The organism is Enterobacter sp. UCD-UG_FMILLET (assembly GCF_000762975.1).
Lineage (GTDB): Bacteria > Pseudomonadota > Gammaproteobacteria > Enterobacterales > Enterobacteriaceae > Enterobacter > Enterobacter dykesii.
Map to the genome: position 1 here is coordinate 57,986 of NZ_JRJC01000036.1, position 20,568 is coordinate 78,553.

The following is a 20,568-nucleotide window of genomic DNA, read 5'->3' on the forward strand; positions in this document are numbered from 1 at the left end:
GCGCAGAGAAAAAGATGGATATTAAACAGCTAAAATATTTAATCTCACTCGACGAGACCCGGCACTTTGGTAAAGCGGCCTCGCAGTGCAACGTCACCCAGCCGACCCTCTCCATGCGCATCCGCAGCCTGGAAGAGAAGCTAGGGCTGGTGCTGATTGTGCGCGGGCAGCGCTTTGAAGGGTTTACGCCGGAGGGTGAACGCATCCTCGCGTGGGCCCGCGCCCTGCTGGCCGCGCATGACGGGCTACAGGCGGAAGCCGCGCTGTGCAAAGGCCTGGTGGTGGGCGAACTCCGTCTGGGGATGGTGCCGCTGGCGAGCGTGGATCCGATGATCTTTATCCGCCTGCTGACGCAAAAATACCCGGAGCTGACCTACAGCCTCTATTCCATGTCCTCCGCGCAGATTGCCGACGGCGTCAGTCGCAATCAGCTTGAGCTGGGAATTTGCTACCTCAACAGCATCGACACCAGCCTGTTTGACATTATCCAGCTGCCAAAAACGAAGATGGGCCTGCTGCACGACGTCCGCCATTTTCAGCTCGGCCAGGCAACGCTGACCTGGCACGATCTGACGGATTTTCCGCTGGGGTTCCTGACCAAAGGGATGCACTACCGGGCGCATATGGAGGCCAGCTTTAAGTCTGCAGGCATCGAACCGACGTCCGTTTTCGAGAGCGACTCGACGTTTCAGATCATCCAGGCGGTTCAGAGCGGCGTGTGCTGCGCCGTGATGCCGCTGAACAACGGGCTGGAGGTACTGAACGGTAATTTCAGGATTGTCCCCATCGCCGACGCGAACATTGAGGCTCCCGTCGGCCTGATTATGCGCAGGCAGAAGCCCGTCTCCTCGCTGGCGCTGCGCTGTTTTACCGACGCGCAGGCGATTTATCACGCCAACAATGAGGCGTAGGCCTCGCGCTTCACCACGCTAAAACCGTCGATCAGCACCGCGTCGCGCACCTCCCGGTATTCCGGCGCATCCACCAGCTCGTGAAGCGCATCGCGAATAGCGTTAAGCGTTTCAGGCGAGGTGTTAGGCGAGGTAATCAGCGGCAGTCCCGGCGTCAGAGGGGTATGGTCAATCACCGCCAGCCCCGCAAGCCGTTCCGGCTCATGGCGCTGCAGCAGTGCCCAGGTCACGCAGTCGATGGCCGCAATATCCCCCGCCCCGCGTTTCACATCAGTCAGCGACTGCCGATGGCTCCCGCTGAAGGACGTTTGCGCGAAAAATTGACCGCCGCTCGCCAGGGGAGCCACTATTTTTCGCAGCGCATTGTAGCCGGACTGGGAATCCGGGGAATTACAGACCGCCCGGCGTCCGCGAAAATCCGCCAGCGTGAGGTGCCGATCCTCCTCGCGCACCGCCAGAAAGCTGCGGTACTGGATCCCTTCGCAGCCCGGTGCCGCGTAGTGAAAACAGCCGACCACCTGCACGTCCGGGAGCTGCGTGACCAGCGGATAACCGCAGGTCTGGCTGAGGATAAGCGCAGTCTGTTGCCAGTGGCTCAGCAGGTCAGACTCCGGCCAGCCGGGGTCGCGATCGACGGAAACACCGCGCGCNCGGCGTCCGCGAAAATCCGCCAGCGTGAGGTGCCGATCCTCCTCGCGCACCGCCAGAAAGCTGCGGTACTGGATCCCTTCGCAGCCCGGTGCCGCGTAGTGAAAACAGCCGACCACCTGCACGTCCGGGAGCTGCGTGACCAGCGGATAACCGCAGGTCTGGCTGAGGATAAGCGCAGTCTGTTGCCAGTGGCTCAGCAGGTCAGACTCCGGCCAGCCGGGGTCGCGATCGACGGAAACACCGCGCGCGGCCAGCAGCCCCTTTACCGCCAGCCAGAGCGCGCGGGTGTCGGCGCGATCCACGGCATACATGGGAAACGCCAGCAGGTTACTCATACCCTTCCCCCTGTTGTTTTACAGGATGAACGGTGACGTCGACGGGCCTGGCCCAGAACTGACGCAGCCATTCACCATAGCCCCTGACGAGAAAACCGTGGTTTCGCTCCCGGTACGCCTCCCGGTTTTGCTGGTAGATGGCCTTCAGCCCGTACCAGGGAATGCCCGGCAGATCGTGATGTACTGAATGNGCGCGCGGGTGTCGGCGCGATCCACGGCATACATGGGAAACGCCAGCAGGTTACTCATACCCTTCCCCCTGTTGTTTTACAGGATGAACGGTGACGTCGACGGGCCTGGCCCAGAACTGACGCAGCCATTCACCATAGCCCCTGACGAGAAAACCGTGGTTTCGCTCCCGGTACGCCTCCCGGTTTTGCTGGTAGATGGCCTTCAGCCCGTACCAGGGAATGCCCGGCAGATCGTGATGTACTGAATGGTAGTTGAGATTCAAAAACAGTACCCGCCAGAATAACCCGGCCTCGTTAATGACGGAGCGCGCCAGCGGATCGTCCGCCGCGCGATGTTCGAAAAACGATCGGACCTTGGTCATCGCCAGCGCCGGATAGCTGACGGCCAGAACGAACCAGACGGGTGAAAAACCGACGTGCGTCATCCAGGCGAAGAGAGTCGCAAGCAGCGTGATGTGAACCAGCCACATCGTCATCGCCCGCAGATGAAGATGACGAAACGCCGTCGAGGCGCTGCCCAGCGTCTGCAGGATATCCAGCAGCGGCGCCAGCAGAAGCCGCCCGGCAAAGGTATTTCGGGCCCGGATCAGGCGCTTCTGCCAGGGGGAAAAGCGCGCCCAGCTCGCCTCGGTAAAATAGTACGACTCCGGGTCATCCACCGGATGGGTCAGGCTATGGTGCCGATGATGGGCCAGATGGGAATCCCGGTACAGGCCGTACGGATACCAGACCGCCAGCGGGAGCGTGCCGAACAGCTGGTTAAGCCAGGCGAAACGCGTGGGGTGCCCGTGGATCAGCTCATGCTGCAGCGACATGTACCAGGCGGTAAACCAGATGAGCAGCAGCGTGGCGGGCAGCAGGCCGAGCGTTTGCCAGAACGCCAGCGTGGCAAACCAGCCCGCATAAATCGTGAACATTACCAGCCAGGTAGGCAGTTCGCTTCGCCATAAAAAACCCGATGCAAGGTGGCGGATTTGTTCGCGTTGTTGCGGATGTAAATAGAGGGAGCTTCTTTGACTCATTCCTTCAGACGCCGTTTCGCCAGAGATAATTCTCTGACGATCGGGGATAACGCCTGAAATAACAAAGAACTTAAATCGCTTTGCTTTGCCAGAAACGTGGGGGTCATGCGTTTCTTGACTTATTCTGTAATAAATGTACTTTTCAGGACATGAAAAAGATTCTGATTATTGTTCCCGACGGCGGCATGCTGTTTGAAGCCGCCGGTATCGCCGATATTCTGATGCAGGCCAACCGGCTGCATCCGGAAGGGCTTGCGCAGCCGCGCTACCGGATTATCATCGCCACCACGCAGCCTCACCAGGTGATCCACGGCCAGTCCGGCCTGAATTTGCTGGCGGACTATCGTCTGCCGGAGCTGGATCCGCGCGAACCGCTGGACACCATTATCATCACCGGACGCGGCATGAACGAGCAGGAGAGCACGGCGGTGGTGGACTGGCTGCATCTCGCTGCGCCGCATGCCCGGCGGGTGGCCTCTATCTGCGGCGGCGCGATGCTGCTGGCCCAGACCGGCCTGCTGGACGGTCGTCGCGCCACCACCCACTGGCGGCTGCTGGAGACGATGCAAGCCCAGTATCCGTCAATCCAGGTCGAAGGCGGCCCGCTGTATATTCAGGATGGCCCCATCTGGACCTCCGGCGGCGTGAGCTCCGGGTTCGATCTGACCCTGGCGCTGGTGGAGGACGACTACGGATTTACCCTCGCCCGCGACGTGGCGCAGGATATGGTGATGTATCTGCGCCGTCCCGGCGGCCAGCTGCAGTTCAGCCGTTACAGCCTGCAGCAGCCCGGTGCATCGGGCCCGATAAGCGAACTGCAAGCCTGGATCCTGCAGAACCTCACCGCCGACCTGTGCGTGGAAAATCTGGCCGAGAAAGCGGCAATGAGCCCGCGTAATTTCACCCGCGTGTTTACCCGCGACGCGGGCGTCTCTCCGGCCCGCTATGTGACCGAAGCACGTCTGGCCGCGGCCCGCCAGCTGCTTGAGCAGACCCATGACTCCCTTGAGCGCGTTGCCGAACAAAGCGGGTTTGGCACCAGCATTAACCTGCGCCGCATCTTTGAGAAACAGCTTCACCTCACGCCCGGCGAGTACCGCCAGCGCTTCCACTGCCGCAAGATGGCGTAATCTGATCCTTTTTTGTCGTTTACGCCAACCGGCCCGACGCCTACAGTGACTCCAGACAACAGAGATAAGGAGTGCACCATGGTTAAGGTCGGTATTAACGGTTTCGGCCGTATCGGACGTAATTTCCTGCGCGCGGCGCTGGGCAACCCGGATCTGCAGATTGTGGCCATTAACGATCTGACGGACAGTAAAACCCTCGCCCACCTGCTGAAACATGATTCCCTTCTGGGCAAGCTTCCCGCCCCGGTTGAAGCGGCAGACGGCGCGCTGCAGGTCGACGGGCAGCGGATCGCCGTATTTAGCGAACGCGATCCGGCGAATATCCCGTGGCGTGATGTCGAGGTTGACGTGGTGATTGAGGCCACCGGCTTCTTTACCGAGCGGGAAAAAGCGGCGGTGCATATTACCCACGGCGGCGCTAAGCGCGTCATCATTTCCGCTCCCGGGAAGAACGACGACCTGACGATTGTGATGGGGGTCAACCATGACCAGTACGATCCCGCCCGACACGCGGTGGTGAGCAACGGGAGTTGCACCACAAACGGTCTGGCGCCGGCCGCTCAGGTGCTGCATCAGCAGTTCGGGATTGAGCATGGCCTGATGAATACCACGCATGCCTACACCAACAGCCAGGCGCTGCATGACCAGCCGGAGAAAGATCTGCGCGGCGCACGCGCGGCGGCGCTGTCGATTGTGCCTTACTCAAGCGGCGCGGCAAAAGCGCTGGGGAAAGTGATCCCTTCCCTTGACGGCAAGCTGACCGGGTACTCCCTGCGCGTGCCGGTGCCGGTGGTGTCGATTGTGGATTTAACGGTAACGCTGAGCCGTAACGTAACCGCCGAAGAGGTGAATGACGCGTTCCGCAACGCGGCCGCCAGCGGGCCGCTGAAAGGCATTCTCGGATACAGCGATGAACCGCTGGTCTCCAGCGATTACCAGGGCGACCCACGCTCCTCAATTATCGACGGGCTTTCCACGCTGGTGATTGGCGGGAACATGGTGAAGATCCTGGCGTGGTATGACAACGAGTGGGGCTTCTCTAACCGCCTGGTGGATCTGGCGGTGTGGATGGATAAGAAAGGGCTGTAAGCCCGTAGCCGGGTGGCGTTCGCGCTCACCCGGCAAATAATTCACTCCGCCTTCACTTTTACTCCCATAAACACAATCACCATCGCCGTTACCAGCAGGAAACCGCTGCCTGCGAATACCCCGCTGGCGCCGTTGAGGTCAAATACGGCGCCGCCCCCGGCCGCACCGGCACTGATTGCCAGCTGAATTGAGGCCACCAGCAGCCCGCCTGCACTTTCGGCTTCATCCGGAACGGTGGTAGCAAGCCAGGTTGACCAGCCCACCGGAACCAGACCAAATGCAAAGCCCCACAGCGCGACCAGGAACCCGTCCAGCATCGCCAGATGACCAAAGGCGACCATCATGAGCGCGAGAACGCCCATCGCGAACGGCACCAGCGCCAGCGTCAGTCGCAGATTACGTGCCAGCAGATGCCCTGCAACGGATGTGCCGACAAAGTTGGCGAGCCCAAAGCCCAGCAGGATCAGCGAAATGGTCTCCACGCTCGCCTGCCCCACCGTTTCCAGGAACGGACGCAGGTAGGTAAAGAAGGCGAAATGGCCGCTGAAGATCAGGATGGTCGCCAGCATGCCGCCGATCATCCCCGGACGACGCAGCACGCGGAACAGCGTACTCAGGCTGCCGCTGCTCTCCGGCTTCATGGACGGCAGCACCCAGAGCTGCCACAGCAGCGCCAGCATGCTCGGAAGAATGCAGAGCACAAAGACGTTGCGCCAGCCAATCAGGCTGCCCAGATAGCTGCCCAGCGGCGCCGCGACCACCGTGGCAATTGATACGCTGGAGAAGATCACCGCCAGCGCCTTCGGCACTTTATCCGCCGGAACCAGACGCATCGTTGTGGCCGTCGACATCGCCCAGAATCCCCCGATCGCTACCCCCAGCAGCAAGCGCCCCATGAGCAGGACGTGCAGGTTGGGGGCAAAGGCCACCAGCAGGCTGGAGATAATTTGCAGCACCGAGAAAAACATCAGCACCCAGCGACGGTCGATACTTTTGGTTGCCGGGGTGATCAGCAACCCGGTGACCAGCGCCACCAGCGCGGTGGCGGTGACGGCCTGTCCGGCCATTCCCTCACTTACGCCCAGGCTCGCGGCCATGGGCGTTAACAAGCTGGCGGGCAGAAATTCTGCCGTAATCAAACCAAACACCCCCAGCCCCAGTGAATAGACGGCCCGCCAGGCGGGTTTTGCAGGCGCTACCGCCTCGCTCGCCGCGACACATGAACTCATCTGTTGATCTCCCGTTATAAAAATGTGACTACTGTCGCAAAAGAATAGAAGGTTCACCCTGGACGATCTATGACATATAATCTCCACTTATTGATTATTCGTCCGGAGTTGCGCCATGACCGTCCAGTCACCCGATCTGATCAGCGAACTTTTACGCGGCATGCGCCTGTCAGGCGTGAAATACCGGCGGATTGAAGCCAGCGCGCCGTTTGGCGTCGCGTTTCATCAGGCGCCCGGCCGGGCGCAGTTTCATTTTGTGAGCCACGGTAGCGCCCTGCTGCGCATGGAGAGCGGTGCGACGTTCAAACTCAGCAGCGGCGACGCACTCTTTATTCCCGGCGGGAATTCTCATGCTTTGCTCTCTGACGAGCAGGCCACCATTACGCCCATCAACGCCTTCCCGAGCGAGCCTATCTGCAGCTCGGTGTGTGCTATCACCTGCGAGCCCTGCCCGGAAAGCGAGAACACCCTCATCTTTAGCGGGTGCATGGATTTTGAGCTGGGCGGGATGCAGCCGCTGATCAAGGCGATGCCGGAAGTGATGATGGTCAGCCGGCTGATGTCCACCTGGCCGGAAATTCATCCGCTGCTGGCGGCGATGGAGCGGGAATCCGCGGCGCGTCAGGCAGGGTATGCCGGGATCCTTGCGCGCCTTGCCGACGTGGTGGCGGCGTTAATCGTGCGCGGCTGGGTTGAAGGCGGCTGCGGTAAAGCCACCGGCTGGGTGCAGGTTCTGCGCGACCCGCGCCTGAGCCGGGCCATTTACGCCATGCACCAGCAGCCCGGCCTGAACTGGAGCGTGGCGGATCTGGCAAAAGAAGCGGGCACGTCCCGCTCCGTGTTCGCCGAACGGTTTCTGGCCGCGACGGGAACCACCCCGGCAAAATATCTCAGCGAGCTGAGGATGCGGCTGGCGATTCAGTACATTCGGCATGAAAATCAACCCATTGAAACCGTCGCGCTGCGGCTGGGATACGGCTCTCTGGCGGCCTTCAGCCGGGCATTCAAGCGCATCATCGGACATGCGCCGGGCACGCTGCGGGAAGCCAGCCAGACGCCGGAAGAGGTCTGACGGGCAAGCAATTATTAACGCGAAGCGGGCAATATTCGTCTAAGGTTTTCAGGTGATTGACAACAGCGGTCACGCTGTTTAGTGAAGACAGGAGACGAACTAATGATAAGACCTCGTACACTACGCCCCGCGTTTTTGCCCCTTGCGCTAGGCGGCGCGCTGTTCGGCGTAACGACTTTCGGTTATGCCGACGATACCCCCGCAGCCCAGACAACCTCACCCGATATTTTGCTGGGCCCTCTGTTTAACGATGTGCAAAGCGCCAAACTGTTTCCCGATCAGAAAACCTTTGCTGATGCCGTCCCCAAAAGCGACCCGCTGATGATTCTGGCGGATTACCGGATGCAGCACACGCAGTCCAGCTTTGACTTACGCCACTTTGTCGAGATGAACTTTACGCTCCCTGCGGAAGGGGAAAAATATGTTCCGCCTGCTGGACAAAGTTTACGTGAGCATATTGACGATCTCTGGCCCGTACTGACGCGCACCACGGATAAAGCCAGCAACAAATGGGATTCCCTGCTGCCGTTACCCAAACCTTACGTTGTGCCCGGCGGACGTTTCCGCGAGGTCTACTACTGGGACAGCTATTTCACCATGCTGGGCCTGGCAGAGAGCGATCACTGGGACAAAATCAGCGACATGGTGGATAACTTCGCGTATGAGATTGATACCTTCGGCCACATTCCCAACGGCAACCGCAGCTACTACCTGAGCCGCTCCCAGCCGCCGTTTTTCTCAATGATGGTTGAACTGCTGGCAACCCACGACAGCGATGCGCTGAAGAAGTACCGTCCGCAGATGGAGAAAGAGTATGCCTACTGGATGGACGGCGTCGACGCCCTTCAGCCGGGGCAGGCTAACAAACGCGTGGTGAAGCTGGATGACGGCGCGATCCTCAACCGCTACTGGGACGACCGCGATACCCCGCGCCCGGAGTCATGGCTTGACGATGTGAATACCGCGAAAAGTAACCCTAACCGACCGGCAACCGAGATCTACCGCGATTTGCGTTCCGCCGCGGCCTCGGGCTGGGACTTTAGCTCCCGCTGGATGGACGATCCGCAAAAGCTCGGCACCATCCGGACCACCAGCATTGTCCCCGTGGACCTGAACGCCCTGATGTTCAAGATGGAAAAACTGCTGGCCCGGGCAAGCCAGGAGAGTGGCGACGCCGCCAGCGCAAGCAAATACGAGGCGCTGGCAACGGCGCGTCAGAAAGCCATCGAGAGCCACCTGTGGAATGATAAAGAGGGCTGGTACGCGGATTACGATCTGAAGAGCAAGAAGGTACGCAATCAGCTCACGGCGGCCGCCCTGTTCCCGCTTTACGTGAAGGCGGCCGCGCAGGATCGGGCCGATAAAGTCGCCGCGGCAACCTCGTCGCGCCTGCTGAAGCCGGGCGGTATTGCGACCACCACCGTCAATAGCGGCCAGCAGTGGGATGCGCCAAACGGCTGGGCCCCGCTGCAGTGGGTGGCGGCGGAAGGGTTGCAGAATTACGGGCAAGAGAAGGTCTCGATGGATGTGACCTGGCGCTTCCTGAAGAACGTTCAGCACACTTATGACCGGGAAAAGAAACTGGTCGAGAAGTATGACGTGTCGACCACCGGTACGGGCGGCGGCGGCGGAGAGTATCCGCTGCAGGACGGCTTCGGCTGGAGCAACGGCGTGACGCTGAAAATGCTGGATCGCGTCTGTCCAAAAGCAAAACCGTGCGACAGCGTGCCGGAGAATCAGCCTGCGGCGAATGAGGAGGCTGCGCCGGTGAAAGCTGCGGCGCAGTAAGGGTATTGCCGGGTGGCGGTTACGCCTTACCCGGCCTACATTTTGAACTCACAGGGAGTGACTTAGAAACTATAGCTCGCCCCTAACTGATACGTCCTGTCACGCCCAATCCAGCAGTTGGTCGCATCGTAGCAGGTGAGCGTCTCTTTATTGGTGATGTTCTGCGCGCTGGCTTTAAGCGTTAGCCCTGCCAGCGAGGGCAGGATTTCGCCCATCCGGTACGAGGCCGCCATATCGTACTGCGTGGTGCCGCCCAGTTTACCCGCATCGTTTGCCGGAGAGATTTCCATCGGCCCGGTGTAGCGTGCGCCCGCTCCCAGCATCAGTCCTTTCAGCGGCGTGTTTTCAAAGGTGTAATCACCCCAGAGGTTGAAGGCATTCTCCGGCACCTGCGTTGGACGTTTGCCTTTGTATTTGTCATCTTCCCGGTTGATCGCGTGGGTGTACGCATAGTTGGCAATCAGCGTCAGGTTGTCCGTCGGACGGCTGATGGCGGAGAGCTCTGCTCCTTTGGATTCCACTTCCCCGGTCTGACGATAGTTCAGGAAGCCCGGATCGGAGGTGACGACATTTTTCTGCCGGATGTTAAACACCGAGGCGGTAAAGGTGGTGGCGTAGTCGGCCAGCAGATATTTCACCCCGCCTTCCACCTGCCTGCTGGTAGTCGGTTTGACGTCTTTCGCCACGAGCGTGCCCTGCGGTGACACCGGCGCAAAACCTTCTGAATAGCTGATAAACGGCGAAATCCCGTTATCGAAGGCGTAAAGCGCGCCCAGGCGTTTGGTGACGCGGTCCTGCGATACCCAGGCTTTATCGCCGTTTTGCAGGTAGTTGGTGGTAACGGAGCGGTAATCGTCGTAGCGCAGGCTGCCCAGCAGGTTGAGGCCGCCAAATTCCACTTGGTCCTGCAGGTAATAGCCGTTTTGCTGGTAGCTGAGACGGTTTTTCTGGGCGGTATAAAGCCCCAGCGCGCTTTCCTGGATCTGCGAATAGTCTGGATGACGCATATCGATACCCGGCGTGGCCGACGCGTAGCGATAGTGGAAATGGGAGTTCAGCTTCTGATAGTCAAACCCGGCCAGCAGATGGTGTTTCCAGTCGCCCAGCGCAACGGTTTTAGTCACCTGGTTGTCGATGTTGAAGCTCTTAAGGTCTTCATCGGTAGTGTAAGCAAAGCGGTTAAGCTGGTACACCTCGCTTCCCGTGCCCGTCGCATAGACGCTGCGCTGATGCGTATCGACGTCGAAATAGCGCGCTTTCTGATTAAAGCCCCAGCCGCTGTCAAACTCATGTTCAAAGCTGTAGCCCAGCATCCACTGACGCTGCTTAAACCCGCTCCATTCGTCTCCGGCATAGTCGCGCTTGCCCGCATATTTCGAGTGCAGGTAGGCGAGCGGCAGCGGGTTAGACGGCGTCAGGCTTGGAGTGTTTTGCGCCAGCGCGTCCAGGGTGAGGCGGGTTTTGCTGTCCGGCTGCCAGGTGACGGACGGCGCAACCAGGTAGTTTTCATACCGGGTGGTGTGCGGCTGATCGTCGTTTTCCGTGGCTTTGCCCAGCAGACGGTAGTTCCAGTCGCTGTCGGCAATCTGCCCGGTTGAATCAAGATAGCCCTCTTTCAGATTACGGTTTCCGGTGTTAACGCCGATTTCGGTTCGGGCTTCCCGCTGCGGTTTTTTACTTTGAATATTCACCAGCCCGCCCGGCGAACCGCCGCCGTAAAGGACCGATGAAGGGCCTTTCAGGATATCAACGCTGTCGATCAGCAGCGGATCGATGCGCGCTTTGGTATTGCCGGTGACGTTATAGGGCAGCTGCAGCCCGTTATAAAACTCCTGGTCGACGGTAAAGCCACGAATTTTATACTCGCTCATGTAGGAGGTATTCCCCCGCACCTCGGTTGAGACGCCCGGGGCATAGCGCAGAATTTCATTCACCGAATTCGCGTGACGCTTTTCAATTTCCGGCGCAGAGAGGGTCGTGATGACCTGCGGCGTTTTACTTTCGGCAACGGCCGATTTCGTGGCGCTGTTCGTCCAGGCCGGCAGCGCGCTGCCCTGCTCTGAGTCCGTGACGACGATGGTGGATTCTTCGGCGTACGCCGGGACCTGCAATGCCAGCGTGACGGCCCCTGCCAGAGCGCAAAGCGTAAAACGTGAGGTATTCATAATGTCGTCTTGTTGTTGGATGCAATACGGAACGACAATTATTATCATTTAGATTAACAAATCAATACTCCGGCAAAAAAAACGGCCCTCCGCAGAGAGCCGTTTACGTCAATTTATGCTCGTCGCAGTAACCTGAATATGCCCAGCACCACAATGGCACCCACGACAGCGACCAGAAAACTGTGCAGGTCGAAACCACTTATGTTGCCTCCAAAGCCAAACATCGTCGCCAGCCAGCCGCCCACAACCGCACCAACGACCCCGAGTACGCAGGTCAAAATAAAGCCGCCGCCATCGTTTCCCGGCATGATCAGTTTAGCGATAGCGCCAGCAATAAGACCAAAGATAATCCAGGCGATGATACCCATAGCGATGCCCTCTTGCAGGTTTAACGCGTGCGCAGAAAACCTTCTGCACAGCTAACTTAAGTATAGGTCATCGCCGGAAAACCATTTTCATCTCACCGACTTATCTTTGGTTAAACAGGCAAAAAAAACTCACCGGTTTGTATTAAGTTTCATTGCAGATTGCCGATAACGCTAAGACAGTCCGTCATCTATCAAGGAGCCATCCGGCGTGAGTCATTACAGTGAGCAGTTCCTCAAGCAAAATCCGCTGGCTGTATTAGGGGTATTACGCGACCTGCAAAAAGGTGAAGTGCCGCTGCGCATCAGCTGGTCGAATAATCAGTTCATCAGCAAGATCCTTGACGCCTCGCAGGATCGGCTGGTGATTGATTTAGGCAGTCAGGAGTATGAAAACCGCACGGCGCTGAAAGCGGAGAATATCGCGGTGATGGCCGAAACGCAGGGTGCCAAAGTGGAATTTGTCCTGTCGCGGCTGGAACTGAGCGAATATCAGGGACTGCCGGCTTTTGTTACCCCGCTTCCGACCAATCTCTGGTTTGTTCAGCGTCGTGAATATTTCCGCATCAGCGCCCCGCTTCACCCCGCCTATTTTTGTAAGGCCACTGGATATGGGCGGCTGGGGTCGCTTTTATTTCGATGCACAGCTAATTGCGATTAGCGACCGCACCGTCGTGGACAGTAAAAATGAAACTATCACCACGCCGCGTCTGAGCTTCCGTTTCCTCAACGTCGGGCCCGGCGCAGAGCGTGAGCTTCAGCGCATTATCTACTCCCTGGAGCGGGAGGCGCGGGAACGCGCAAATAAGGTCCTGTGAAGAAATCGGGCAGCGTGACCGCCGCCCGTCTGCGGCATTACATGGCATCCATCGCTTTCTGTACTTTCCAGATATAACGAGGCGCCTGTGGTGCCGGGTGATTTTTCGCCACATGTTCAAAGAATTCGTCTTTGTCCATGTCGTTAATCTCTTCTATCGCCTCTTTGCGGTCAGAGGAGAAGGTTCTGAGCAACGCGCCGGCACCGTTAACGTAAGACACCACCAGCGCGTACTGCATCACCTCTGGATCCTTAATCCCCTTCAGCACACCATGCTCCATAATGCTCAGATAGGCCGTGCCCATTGAAATGTTGCGTTCCGGGTTTTTCAGCTCGCTGGTCGACGGCTGGCCGCTCCAGCCCATGTAGCGGTAAACCTCTCTCCCCGCCGTTGACGCTTTAAGCTGCATCAGCCCCACCGCGTTGGATTTGCTGACGAGCGTCGGATTACCGCCGGACTCCACCGCAATGATCGCCGTGATGAGACGCGGGCTGACGCCCCAGGCCTTCCCGGCTTGCTCACTGATCGGCATCCACTGCATGGCCCGTTTCACCGGCACTTCCGGATTCCAGGGCGGGTTTTGATAATCATGTTTGGTACTACAGCCAGCGAGCAACACAATCAAAAAAGCAAACCATCTCAATTTCACGTCATCTATCCTTATAGCCGGTCATCGCGGTGCGCCGCCTCTTGAAGCAGGCAGCGTATAAGCGGCATGATATAGACAATTAGTTTCTCATTCAGCAAGGAATTGCCATGTCTCAGTTTCATCTCATCGCGCCGTCGGGCTACTGCATTAACCAGGACGCGGCGCAGCGGGGCGTTCAGCGTTTGCTGGAATCTGGCCATCAGGTAGAAAATCAGACGATTATCCCCCGCCGCCAGCAGCGTTTTGCCGGCACCGAAGCGCAGAGGCTGAATGATATCAATAGTCTGGTGAGCCTGACCGGCGAAAACCGGATTGTGCTTGCGGTGCGCGGCGGATATGGCGCGAGCCGGCTGCTGGAGAGCATTGACTGGCAGGGGCTAGCGCTGCGCCAGCAGCAGGATCCGCTGCTGATTTGCGGCCACAGCGATTTCACCGTCATCCAGCTTGGGCTGCTGGCCCTGCATAACGTCATCACCTTCAGCGGTCCGATGCTGGCCGGTAACTTCGGCGCCCCGGAGCTGGACGCGTTTACCGTGGAACATTTCTGGCGCGCGCTGCGCAATTCCACCTACAGCGTGGAGTGGCAAGGCAACGGACCGCACTGGGAATGTGAAGGCCAACTCTGGGGCGGCAACCTGGCGATGCTGGTCTCGCTCATCGGCACGCCGTGGATGCCGCAAATCGAGGACGGCATTCTGGTGCTGGAAGATATCAACGAACATCCGTTCCGCGTCGAGCGCATGCTATTGCAGCTTTATCATGCCGGTATTCTTGAACGCCAGTCCGCGATTGTGCTTGGCAGCTTCAGCGGCTCTGCCCCGAATGACTATGACGCAGGTTACTCCCTTGAGACCATGATCGACTTCGTTCGTTCGCGGCTGGATATTCCGGTCATAACCGGTCTGGATTTTGGCCATGAGCAGCAAACCGTGACCCTGGCGCTGGGGGCGCACGCCACACTGTTCCATAATGATTCCGGCAGCCGGCTGACCATCAGCGGTCATCCTGTCATAAAGGCATAAAAAAGCCGTTATACCCCCTTAATAAAACGCTGTTGCCGTTGTTAATATGTTAGGGTTTTAGTAACAGCGTTAACATTGAGGTGGGAGTAAGAGAACATTGGATGCCGCAGCGATAATCAGCCTTTTCATTTTGGGTTCCGTCCTTGTAACCAGCAGTATTTTATTAAGTTCATTTTCATCGCGTCTCGGCATACCTATTCTTGTCATTTTCCTCGCCATCGGCATGCTGGCCGGCATTGATGGCATTGGCGGTATCCCATTCGATAACTACCCCTTCGCCTACATGGTGAGTAACCTTGCGCTGGCGGTGATCTTATTGGACGGCGGGATGCGCACCCAGGCGAGCTCCTTCCGCGTGGCCTTAGGGCCAGCGCTGTCGCTCGCTACGGTCGGCGTATTGATTACCTCTGGCCTCACCGGAATGATGGCCGCGTGGCTTTTCCATCTCAATATCATGGAAGGTTTGCTGATTGGCGCGATCGTGGGCTCAACCGATGCGGCAGCGGTGTTTTCCCTGCTCGGCGGAAAAGGGCTTAACGAACGTGTCGGCTCCACGCTTGAGATTGAATCCGGCAGTAACGATCCGATGGCGGTATTTCTCACCATTACGCTTATCGAGATGATTCAGCAGCATGAAAGCGGGCTGAGCTGGATGTTTGCGTTACATATCCTGCAGCAGTTCGGCCTGGGGATTGTCATCGGACTGGCGGGGGGCTATCTGCTACAGCAGACGATCAACCGTATCTCGCTGCCCGCGGGGCTTTACCCCCTGCTGGCGCTGAGCGGCGGCATTCTCATTTTTGCCGTCACCACCGCAGTGGACGGCAGCGGTATTCTTGCGGTCTATCTCTGCGGGTTCCTGATGGGCAACCGCCCTATTCGCAACCGCCATGCCATTTTGCAGAACTTCGACGGCCTGGCGTGGCTGGCACAAATCGGCATGTTTCTGGTGCTGGGCCTGCTGGTTACGCCATCGGACCTGCTGCCGATCGCCGTTCCGGCGCTGCTGCTGTCCGCGTGGATGATCTTCTTCGCCCGTCCGCTGTCGGTATTTGCAGGCCTGCTGCCGTTTCGCGGCTTCAACCTGCGCGAGCGGGTTTTTATTAGCTGGGTGGGCCTGCGCGGCGCGGTGCCGATTATCCTTGCTGTGTTCCCGATGATGGCCGGTCTGGATAACGCGCGGCTGTTCTTTAACGTGGCGTTCTTCGTGGTGCTGATTTCCCTGCTGTTCCAGGGAACCTCGCTCGGATGGGCGGCGAAAAAAGCCAAAGTGGTGGTACCGCCCGTGGGCTGGCCGGTCTCCCGCGTGGGGCTCGATATTCACCCGGAGAACCCGTGGGAACAGTTTGTCTATCAGCTGAGCGCCGACAAATGGTGCGTGGGAGCCTCGCTGCGCGATTTGCACATGCCGACCGAAACCCGCATTGCCGCCCTGTTCCGCGATAATGTCCTGCTGCACCCTACCGGCAGCACCCGCCTGCGCGAAGGGGATATTCTCTGCGTGATTGGTCGCGAGCGCGACCTGCCCGCACTGGGCAAGCTGTTCAGCCAGTCGCCTCCGGTAGCGCTGGACCAGCGCTTCTTCGGCGATTTTATTCTGGAAGCCAGCGCCAAATTTGCGGATGTGGCGCTGATTTACGGTCTGGATGAAGGTGCTGAAGACGGTGATAACCCGCAAACGCTGGGTGAAATCATCCAGCAGCGGCTTGGCGCTGCGCCGGTCGTGGGCGATCAGGTGGAGTTTGCCGGGATGATCTGGACCGTTGCCGAAAAAGAAGATAACGCGGTGCGGAAAGTCGGTTTGAGGCCTATGGATGAGGAAGCGGAGTAGTTTTTTTGCCGGGTGGCGCTAACGCTTACCCGGCGAAGATAGGTTACACCGTCACAACCGGCACTCTTGGTGCCAGCGCGCACATCAATTCGTACCCCACCGTGCCCGCCGCGGAAGCCACGTCATCAATTTTGATTTCGTTACCCCACAGCTCGACGGGTGAACCAATGCCCGCCTGCGGGCATGGCGTCAGGTCAACGGCCAGCATATCCATAGATACGGTGCCCACCGTTCCGGTGCGAACCCCATCGACCCACACCGGCGTGCCGGTGGGTGCGATGCGCGGGTAGCCGTCGGCATAACCGCCCGCCACGATGCCAATCCGCTGCTCGCCCTTTGCCCGGTAGCGGCTGCCGTAGCCCACCGTGTCCCCGGCCTTCAGCGTCTGCACGCCAATGATTTCACTGCGCAGGGTCATGACCGGCTTCAGGCCGCTGTTGGCGATATCCTGCCACTGACCAGAGGGAGACGCACCGTACAGAACGATCCCCGGACGCACCCAGTTATAGTGCGCCTCGGGATGCCACAGCGTGGCCGCCGAGTTCGACAGCGAGCGCGGGCAGTCCAGCCCTTCTGCCGCCTGCTCAATGCGGACCATGGCATCGGCAATACCGTCGGTTTTTTCCGCGTCGGCAAAATGCGCCATCAGCGTCATTTCGCCCACGTTCTTCATGGCGCGCAGCTGCTGCCAGACCGTATGCACCCGCTCAGGCTGAAAGCCCAGGCGGTTCATGCCGCTGTTGACCTTGAGATAGATATCCAGCGGAGCATGGAGCTTCGCATCCTGGATCGCCTTAATCTGCCAGTTGCTGTGAACGCTGGTGGTCAGCCGGTACTTATCCAGCAGCGGCAGATCGTCCGCATGGAAGAAGCCTTCCAGCAGTAGAATCGGCCCTTTCCAGCCGCGCTCGCGCAGCAGAATGGCCTCTTCCAGATTCAGGAGCGCAAAGCCGTCGGTTGCGCTCAGCGCGCTCCAGATACGGTCGATACCGTGGCCATAGGCATTCGCTTTCACCACCGACCAGACGCGCGCGCCGGGGGCCGCCCGACGAACAATTTGCAGATTATCCTTCAGGGCCTGCAGGTTGAGCTGGGCCAGAACAGGACGGGACATGACAACTCCTTAGCTATGCGCGCCGTGCAGGTGCTGTGGACGCGAAGGCGTAAACCCCGATTGATAGCGCGCGGCGCTTAAATCGTCAAACGGAATTGCCGGCGTGCGCCCGGAAATCAGGTCGCTCAGCAGCTGGCCCGATCCGCAGGCCATCGTCCAGCCGAGCGTGCCGTGTCCGGTATTGGTCCACAGGTTTTTGAACGGCGTGCGGCCCACGATCGGCGTGCCGTCCGGGGTCATCGGACGCAGGCCGGTCCAGAACGTCGCCTGCTCAACAAAACCTCCGCGCGGGAAGAGATCGCCCACGACCATCTCCAGCGTTTCACGACGCGGCTGCAGCAATTCGGTGTTGAAGCCAACAATCTCCGCCATGCCGCCTACACGAATACGGTTATCGAAGCGGGTAATGGCGATTTTGTAGGTTTCGTCCAGAATGGTTGACACCGGCGCGCCGCTCTCTTCTTTCACCGGAATGGTCAGCGAGTAGCCCTTCAGCGGATAAACCGGAATGTCGAGAATGCCTTTCAGCATGGCGGTGGAGTAAGAACCAAACGCCATCACGTAGGCATCGGCTTTGATCACCTCGTCGCCGCACTTCACGCCGTAAATTTTTTCGCCTTCCGACAGCAGCTTGTCGACAGAGGTGTTGAAGCGGAACTTCACCCCCGCCTGCTCGCACATCTGCGCCAGACGTTGCGTAAAGAGCTGGCAGTCGCCGGTTTCGTCATTCGGCAGGCGCAGGCCGCCGGTCAGCTTATGCGCCACTTCCGCCAGCGCCGGTTCAACCTGGCCAAGCTGGCTGGCTTCCAGCAGCTGGTACGGTACGCCGGCATCTTCCAGCACGGCGATATCGCGGGTGGCGTTTTCGTACTGTTGCTCGGTGCGGAACAGCTGCAGCGTCCCGCCCTGACGGCCTTCGTACTCAATTCCCGTCGACGCGCGCAGCGCTTTTAGACAGTCGCGACTGTATTCCGCCAGGCGCACCATGCGCCCTTTGTTCTCCATGTAGTGGCGGGTGTCGCAGTTGCGCAGCATCTGCCACATCCACTTCAGCTGGAACTGCGTGCCGTCAAGGCTGATGGCCAGCGGCGCGTGGCGCTGGAACATCCATTTAATCGCTTTCAGCGGAACGCCCGGCGCAGCCCACGGTGCCGCATACCCCGGAGAGATTTGCCCGGCGTTCGCCGCGCTGGTTTCAAGCGCCGGACCGGATTCACGATCGATAACGGTTACGTCATGTCCCGCCTGACTTAAATACCAGGCGCTGGTTACCCCAACGACACCACTTCCCAGTATGACAACACGCATAGCCACTCCATTATGTGCAAAAGAACAATCTTCTAATTACAGATTGATAACCTAGTTGAAAATATTATTCAACATACGACTTTTTTATGGTGACTTACCTCACACATCCCCCAGCATCAGGGGATAGTGCTAATTTGGGATCTCCTGCTGCGCGTTATTTTTAACCAGCATAATATGCTGAGACATACCATTTTTTTGCCGTATCAAAAACGCGAAATCGCAAAGAAAAAATTTCTGCCCCAGCACGCTTTTTAACACGTTGATCTATGCTTGAAAGGAGGCTCTCCAGACAGAGAGAGCACCCACAACGAGGGCGCGCTAATGGCTACTATTGATTCCCTGAACAAGGACAACACACGTCTGAGCGATGGACCCGACTGGACCTTCGAGCTGCTGGATGTTTACCTCGCCGAAATCGACCGGGTCGCAAAGCTGTATCGTCTGGATACCTATCCCCATCAGATTGAAGTCATTACGTCCGAACAGATGATGGACGCCTACTCCAGCGTCGGGATGCCGATTAACTATCCGCACTGGTCGTTTGGTAAAAAATTTATTGAAACGGAACGGCTGTATAAGCACGGCCAGCAGGGGCTGGCGTATGAGATTGTGATTAACTCCAATCCGTGTATTGCCTATTTAATGGAAGAGAACACCATTACCATGCAGGCGCTGGTGATGGCGCATGCCTGCTACGGGCATAACTCCTTTTTCAAGAATAACTACCTGTTCCGCAACTGGACGGATGCCAGCTCCATCGTCGATTACCTGATCTTCGCCCGTAAATACATTACCGACTGCGAAGAGCGCTACGGCGTGGACGAAGTGGAAAAACTGCTCGACTCCTGCCACGCGCTGATGAACTACGGCGTGGATCGCTACAAACGCCCGCAGAAAATCTCCCTGCAGGAGGAGAAAGCCCGGCAGAAAAGCCGCGAAGAGTACCTGCAAAGCCAGGTGAACATGCTGTGGCGCACCCTGCCGAAGCGTGAGGAGGAAAAAACGATCGCCGAGGCGCGTCGCTATCCGTCCGAGCCGCAGGAAAACCTGCTCTATTTTATGGAGAAGAACGCCCCGCTGCTGGAGCCGTGGCAGCGTGAGATCCTGCGCATCGTGCGCAAGGTGAGCCAGTATTTTTACCCGCAAAAGCAGACGCAGGTGATGAACGAAGGCTGGGCGACCTTCTGGCACTACACCATTCTCAACCATCTGTACGACGAGGGAAAAGTGACCGAGCGGTTCATGATGGAATTCCTCCACAGCCATACCAACGTGGTGTTCCAGCCGCCCTACAACAGCCCGTGGTACAGCGGGATTAACCCGTATGCGCTTGGCTTCGCCATGTTCCAGGACATTAAGCGCATCTGCCAGTCGCCGACGGAAGAAGACAAGTACTGGTTCCCGGATATCGCCGGTTCTGACTGGCTGGAAACGCTGCACTTTGCGATGCGCGACTTTAAGGACGAGAGCTTCATCAGCCAGTTTATGTCGCCGAAGATCATGCGTGATTTCCGCTTCTTCACCGTGCTGGACGACGACCGCAACAACTATCTGGAGATCTCCGCAATCCACAACGAAGAGGGGTACCGTGAGATCCGCTCTCGCCTCTCTTCCCAGTACAACCTGAGCAACCTTGAGCCGAATATTCAGGTGTGGAACGTGGATTTGCGCGGTGACCGCTCCCTGACGCTGCGCTATATCCCGCACAACCGCGCGCCGCTGGATAAAGGACGTAAAGAGGTGCTGAAGCACGTGCATCGCCTGTGGGGGTTTGACGTGCTGCTGGAGCAGCAGAATGAAGACGGGAGCGTCGAGCTGCTGGACCGCTGCCCGGCGCGGTTGAATACGCTGTAGAGTCTGTTGTGCCGGGCAAGGCGT

Annotated in this window: 16 protein-coding genes and 3 pseudogenes; 9 read left to right on the forward strand and 10 right to left on the reverse strand. The window is 58.5% G+C overall.

The features are described 5' to 3' along the window. Positions 1–14 precede the first annotated feature (14 nt). Positions 15–911 carry a LysR family transcriptional regulator gene (locus tag LA04_RS15345; protein ID WP_047652277.1) on the forward strand — a complete coding sequence of 299 codons (897 nt, stop codon included), beginning with the start codon at positions 15–17 and terminating at the stop codon, positions 909–911. On the opposite strand, the gene LA04_RS15350 is transcribed toward LA04_RS15345, so the two are convergent. The 4 genes and pseudogenes from LA04_RS15350 to LA04_RS15355 form a co-directional block, all read right to left on the reverse strand. Further along, positions 890–1,618: a phosphate/phosphite/phosphonate ABC transporter substrate-binding protein gene (locus LA04_RS15350; protein ID WP_047652721.1), complete on the reverse strand. Its 729-nt coding sequence runs from the start codon at positions 1,616–1,618 to the stop codon at positions 890–892. The genes LA04_RS15345 and LA04_RS15350 overlap by 22 nt on opposite strands. After that, a pseudogene (locus LA04_RS25280) lies at positions 1,598–1,897 on the reverse strand (phosphate ABC transporter substrate-binding protein); the annotation flags it as partial. The pseudogene LA04_RS25280 and the gene LA04_RS15350, both read right to left, overlap by 21 nt. Further along, positions 1,890–2,087, reverse strand: a pseudogene (locus tag LA04_RS25050) (fatty acid desaturase); the annotation flags it as partial. The pseudogenes LA04_RS25280 and LA04_RS25050, both read right to left, overlap by 8 nt. Positions 2,088–2,138: 51 nt before the next feature. Continuing rightward, positions 2,139–3,110, reverse strand: coding sequence for a fatty acid desaturase (locus tag LA04_RS15355; RefSeq protein WP_047652278.1), 972 nt, complete (start codon positions 3,108–3,110; stop codon positions 2,139–2,141). Positions 3,111–3,259: 149 nt separating this feature from the next. On the opposite strand from LA04_RS15355, the gene LA04_RS15360 reads away from it, so the two are divergent. Then, positions 3,260–4,240, forward strand: coding sequence for a GlxA family transcriptional regulator (locus tag LA04_RS15360; RefSeq protein ID WP_047652279.1), 981 nt, complete (start codon positions 3,260–3,262; stop codon positions 4,238–4,240). 78 nt (positions 4,241–4,318) lie between these two features. Next, positions 4,319–5,329 (forward strand): type I glyceraldehyde-3-phosphate dehydrogenase, encoded by a 1,011-nt coding sequence (gap, locus tag LA04_RS15365; RefSeq protein WP_047652280.1) that lies wholly within the window; start codon positions 4,319–4,321, stop codon positions 5,327–5,329. Positions 5,330–5,370: 41 nt separating this feature from the next. On the opposite strand, the gene LA04_RS15370 is transcribed toward gap, so the two are convergent. Next, positions 5,371–6,558: an MFS transporter gene (locus LA04_RS15370; RefSeq protein WP_047652281.1), complete on the reverse strand. Its 1,188-nt coding sequence runs from the start codon at positions 6,556–6,558 to the stop codon at positions 5,371–5,373. 115 nt (positions 6,559–6,673) lie between these two features. Here LA04_RS15370 and LA04_RS15375 point away from each other — a divergent pair, with 115 nt between their 5' ends. After that, a complete protein-coding gene (locus tag LA04_RS15375) occupies positions 6,674–7,630 on the forward strand; it encodes an AraC family transcriptional regulator (protein ID WP_047652282.1) in 957 nt (318 codons plus the stop codon). A 102-nt stretch (positions 7,631–7,732) separates the two neighbouring features. Beyond that, positions 7,733–9,418 (forward strand): alpha,alpha-trehalase, encoded by a 1,686-nt coding sequence (locus tag LA04_RS15380; RefSeq protein ID WP_047652283.1) that lies wholly within the window; start codon positions 7,733–7,735, stop codon positions 9,416–9,418. 62 nt (positions 9,419–9,480) lie between these two features. Here the strand turns inward: LA04_RS15380 and LA04_RS15385 are convergent, their stop codons facing one another. Continuing rightward, the gene (locus LA04_RS15385; protein WP_047652284.1) at positions 9,481–11,583 is read right to left on the reverse strand and encodes a TonB-dependent siderophore receptor; all 2,103 of its coding nucleotides are present in this window, start codon (positions 11,581–11,583) and stop codon (positions 9,481–9,483) included. A gap of 113 nt (positions 11,584–11,696) precedes the next feature. After that, entirely contained in the window at positions 11,697–11,951 is a 255-nt protein-coding gene (locus LA04_RS15390; protein WP_008502662.1) for a GlsB/YeaQ/YmgE family stress response membrane protein, read from the reverse strand. A gap of 208 nt (positions 11,952–12,159) precedes the next feature. Between LA04_RS15390 and LA04_RS15395 the strand changes: the two are divergent. Then, positions 12,160–12,766, forward strand: a pseudogene (locus tag LA04_RS15395) (flagellar brake protein). 37 nt (positions 12,767–12,803) lie between these two features. Here LA04_RS15395 and emtA read toward each other — a convergent pair. After that, the gene (emtA, locus tag LA04_RS15400; protein ID WP_047652285.1) at positions 12,804–13,415 is read right to left on the reverse strand and encodes a membrane-bound lytic murein transglycosylase EmtA; all 612 of its coding nucleotides are present in this window, start codon (positions 13,413–13,415) and stop codon (positions 12,804–12,806) included. A 107-nt stretch (positions 13,416–13,522) separates the two neighbouring features. Here emtA and ldcA point away from each other — a divergent pair, with 107 nt between their 5' ends. Both ldcA and LA04_RS15410 read left to right on the forward strand, forming a co-directional pair. Next, a complete protein-coding gene (ldcA, locus tag LA04_RS15405; protein ID WP_047652286.1) occupies positions 13,523–14,437 on the forward strand; it encodes a muramoyltetrapeptide carboxypeptidase in 915 nt (304 codons plus the stop codon). Positions 14,438–14,534: 97 nt separating this feature from the next. Beyond that, the gene (locus LA04_RS15410; protein ID WP_047652287.1) at positions 14,535–16,268 is read left to right on the forward strand and encodes a potassium/proton antiporter; all 1,734 of its coding nucleotides are present in this window, start codon (positions 14,535–14,537) and stop codon (positions 16,266–16,268) included. A 43-nt stretch (positions 16,269–16,311) separates the two neighbouring features. Here the strand turns inward: LA04_RS15410 and dadX are convergent, their stop codons facing one another. Next, entirely contained in the window at positions 16,312–17,382 is a 1,071-nt protein-coding gene (gene dadX, locus LA04_RS15415; protein WP_047652288.1) for a catabolic alanine racemase DadX, read from the reverse strand. 9 nt (positions 17,383–17,391) lie between these two features. Continuing rightward, complete coding sequence (locus tag LA04_RS15420; RefSeq protein WP_032658462.1) at positions 17,392–18,690, reverse strand: D-amino acid dehydrogenase; 1,299 nt, start codon at positions 18,688–18,690, stop codon at positions 17,392–17,394. Between the two features lie 321 nt (positions 18,691–19,011). On the opposite strand from LA04_RS15420, the gene LA04_RS15430 reads away from it, so the two are divergent. After that, positions 19,012–20,544, forward strand: a complete 1,533-nt coding sequence (locus LA04_RS15430; protein ID WP_047652289.1) for a SpoVR family protein — start codon at positions 19,012–19,014, stop codon at positions 20,542–20,544. The last annotated feature ends 24 nt before the right edge of the window (positions 20,545–20,568 follow it).